Annotated in this window: 4 protein-coding genes and 1 pseudogene; all 5 read right to left on the reverse strand. The window is 69.4% G+C overall.

The window, feature by feature from the left end; translation table 11 throughout:
• The coding region (locus AC08OV_RS15530) for an NAD-dependent epimerase/dehydratase family protein (RefSeq protein ID WP_476619848.1) at positions 1-418 on the reverse strand (418 nt) is incomplete at its 3' end.
• A gap of 327 nt (positions 419-745) precedes the next feature.
• Positions 746-1,615, reverse strand: a complete 870-nt coding sequence (locus AC08OV_RS15535; RefSeq protein ID WP_476613560.1) for an SAM hydrolase/SAM-dependent halogenase family protein — start codon at positions 1,613-1,615, stop codon at positions 746-748.
• Positions 1,616-1,890: 275 nt separating this feature from the next.
• A complete protein-coding gene (locus AC08OV_RS15540; protein WP_003948845.1) occupies positions 1,891-1,989 on the reverse strand; it encodes a 30S ribosomal protein bS22 in 99 nt (32 codons plus the stop codon).
• Positions 1,990-2,133: 144 nt separating this feature from the next.
• Positions 2,134-2,931 (reverse strand): pyrroline-5-carboxylate reductase, encoded by a 798-nt coding sequence (gene proC / locus AC08OV_RS15545; protein ID WP_476613561.1) that lies wholly within the window; start codon positions 2,929-2,931, stop codon positions 2,134-2,136.
• A gap of 230 nt (positions 2,932-3,161) precedes the next feature.
• Positions 3,162-3,598, reverse strand: a pseudogene (locus AC08OV_RS15550) (hypothetical protein); the annotation flags it as partial.

The raw sequence follows: 3,598 nt of genomic DNA on the forward strand, positions 1-3,598 counted from the left end.
CGCGCGGCTCGGTGTCCTCCGTAAACAGCGCAGGGTCGCGAGCGGACGACCCGTAGATCGACGTCGTGGACTTCACTACCAGCTTGGTGACACTGGGCGCCTTCTGACACGCGGCCAGCAGCTGCATCGTGCCGATGACGTTGATTTCCTTCATCGCGGTCCGTCCACCCGCACCGAGCGGCGTGGCGATCACGTTCAGGTGCAGCACCGCATCAATCTCCGTGGTAGAAATCACCTTTGCGATCAACGGATGCCGGATGTCCGCGCGCACGAACTGGGTCCGCCCGAGGTCGCTGGTGGGAGCAGTGGTATCGACCCCGACAACGGCTTCGACCCCCGGGTCAGCCGCGAGCGCCATCGCCACCTGCGCCCCCAACGGCCGCGCTACACCGGTCACCAACACACGGCGTGGTCTCATGGCAGTCTCCCGCAACGCCCGCATGGTCCAGTCCGGCACCCGGACCGGATGGCCGGGCGGCCGGGCAGCCCGAACCAGGCCGACCGGAGCACGCCACCGTTCCCCGGGGCCGAAGGCCACGATGTCCGGCCGAGGAAGGTTCACGCGGTCCGATCGTGGGCTCATCGTACGCCCATCCCTCGACCGCTCACTGCGCAGCGTAAGGCCAGCCGCGCACATCGACTACGAAGAGCGGGGAAAAAATAACCCGTCCAAGCCGGAGGAGGATCGACGCCGGCCAGGCCCGGTGCCGCTGCCGCCGCTGCCGGCCCAGCGGTGATGCCGGCATCACCGCTGGGCCGGCAGCGGGAGATCCCGGATGGAGCGTCCCGGTGACGGGCTCCTCGGCAGTTGTGCCACGACGACCGCGTCCTGGCGCCGCAGCCGCAGCAGGTCGGCCGCTCGCCCACAGTTTACCGCGATCATCACCCGACGCAACGCATCCTCGCACAGGGTAACTCCACCGCGAGGCACATCGCCGTAGGTATACGTGAACGTGAGCCGCATGACGCGGTTGCCGGCGCGGACCTCGACCAGATCTCCCAACAGAATGCCAGCGGCCTCCAACTCGGCCCGGGTCATGTTGAGCGAGAGGTTGCCGAAGTGGTCGACGGACACGACCTCGCCGTGCACATGGTCGTCGTCGACGCTGCACGCCCGCGGCTGGAAACGCGTGAGCGTGCCGGGGTCGAGCCGGGGGCCGACGTCGGTGAGGGCGAGTCCGGCAGCAAGCCGGGCCGCGACCGGCGCATAGACGTCCCGTCCCCGGAACACCGCGGTGGGCAGCGGCAGCCACAGCTCCCGGTTGGAGATCTCGTGCACCGCGGCGACGCCACCGAGCGCCTCCCAGGCCAGCGACGCCACGCCGTTGTCCGGGCAGACGAAGGCCGAGCCGTCCGTGCTCCGGATCGCCACGCCACGGGTGTAACCGTCGGCATCGAGCCGCTCCACGACGACGAGATGAACCCCTATCGGAAGATAACCGATCGCGCCGACCAGGGTGACGGCCGCATGCCCGACGTCCTGCGGCGCGATGGCGTGGCAGACGTCGAGGACGCGCGCCGACGGGGCGTGCCGCGCGATAACCCCGTGACACACCCCTACAGAGGCATCGTCGACGCCGTAGTCGGACAGGAAATTGATCCACGATCCCGTCATGCCGTCTCCCTGGCTGCGGGCCGGCCACGCTGCCACCCGAGGGAAACAGTCTGCCACACGGTAACAGTTACAGCACGCAAAGCCACATGCTACGAGACGACATGGCGGTACGAACTCGTGGCGTGCGAGGTGGACGCCGGACGCTGGGGACCGCGGATCGGCCGACTACCTCCAGGTGCGACCGGACTCCCGAGTACGCCCCACCCCCCGGTGGGCGACCCGCGTACTGGTGCGCTACCTACTTCCTGTCAGCGGCCTGACTTCCTGTCAGCGGCCTACTTCTTGTTGCGGCGCTGAACGCGCGTCCGCTTCAGCAACTTGCGGTGCTTCTTCTTGGCCATCCGCTTACGACGCTTCTTGATGACAGAACCCACGTACCCGACCGATCTATGTTGAGGAAGTTACCGGGCGAGCCTACCCGCCACGGCGGGCAACCATCGGAGCCCAGGCACTCCGGTACCCAGGTGCTCCGGTACCCAGGTGCTCCGGTACCCCGGTACCCCGGTACCCGGGTGCTCTCAACCACGGCCGAGTTCCCGCGACCGACTGCTCGCCGCCTCCAGGGCGTCCATGAGCGCCGCGCGCACACCGCGACGGTCCAGCTCCCGCAGCGCCGCGATCGTGGTCCCGGCCGGCGAGGTGACGGCCTCCCGCAACAGCGCCGGATGCTCGCCGCTCTCGCGCAGCATCCGCGCCGAGCCCAGAGCGGTTTGGGTCATGAGTTCCGCGGCCAGGGTCCGGGGCAGCCCGAGGAGCACACCCGCCTCGATCATCGCATCGACAAGGTAGAAGAAGTACGCCGGTCCGCTACCGGACAGGGCCGTCACCGCGTCGAGCTGGGACTCCGCCACCCGCGTCACCCTGCCGACCGGCGTCAGCAGGGCCTCTGCCGTGGCAAGGTGCTCCTCCTCGGCGTAGCGGCCCCCGCAGATCGCCGACATCGCCTCCCCGACGAGCAGCGGGGTGTTCGTCATCACCCGGACTACTGGGGGAAGCGAAGGTAGCCGCTCCTCGAGAAGATCAGTGGTGATGCCCGCCGCCAACGACACCACGAGCGTCCCGTTCGCCACAACCGACCCGATCTCGGCCAGCAGGGTCCCGACGTCCTGGGGCTTCACCGCGATGATCAGAACATCCGCCTTGGCGGCGGCCACCGCCGGCGCCTGCACCTCGACGCCGTGACTCGCCACGATCTCACCAGCTCGGTCGGCATCACGTTCGGCCACGACGATGTCCTGAGCGGCATGTCCGGACCGCAGCAGCCCCGACAGCATCGCCCCGCCGAGCCGTCCCGCCCCCATGACCGTAACGATCATGACCATCCTTCCCTTCCACCCGCTTCTACCCCGGTCTGGAGGTTACGGCGCCCTCGGGCGGCCAGCGGAACGCGGATCCCGGCCCACCGTCGTGCGCGGGCTATCAGCCGTAGCCCGACTGGCGATCGGCTCCGCGTCGCCCGTCGTACTCGAGCCGGCGTTCGTGGCCACCCCAGTGGCCGGGTTCGTGACCCGTCCAGAGCTCGTGTCGCGTCCAGGGCTCGTGACGTTCACCTTGCCGGCCGGCGACGGATCGAGGATCGTAGATTATTTTCGGCGGTGTATGGGCGGTCCGTGGCCGCCGGCCGCTGCGCCTCCTCGCCGCCGTTCTGCCGGCCTCGCACCGCCCACGACAGGTCGGCGGTCTCGGTGAGTCCGTACCCATACCCCGGCCAAGGACGGGCGTAGCCCTCATCGATCCATTCATCGGCATCGGCCGGGCCAGCCGCCGGTTGATCGGACCCGACCTCGTACGACGACCAGCCACCGTCGTCCGACCGGTTACCGTCCGACCAGCCGCCCTGCGACCGGGCCCCGGGCGGATCGCCGGGCCGGTCGCGATCCAGCCGATCAGACTGACCGATCGCGGCCGGCGCGGGCCCACGGGGGGTGTCGGCCCACGGGGGTCGGGCACGCTGCGCGGGCTTCTCCACGAACCGGTTCGAGA

This window comes from Frankia sp. CeTa3Moorea, assembly GCF_978021225.1.

Excerpts from the sequence above, each read along its gene's own strand:
- AC08OV_RS15535 (WP_476613560.1), bottom strand. The coding sequence starts at position 1,615 with ATGACGGGATCGTGGATCAATTTCCTGTCCGACTACGGCGTCGACGAT.
- proC (WP_476613561.1), bottom strand. The coding sequence starts at position 2,931 with ATGATCGTTACGGTCATGGGGGCGGGACGGCTCGGCGGGGCGATGCTG.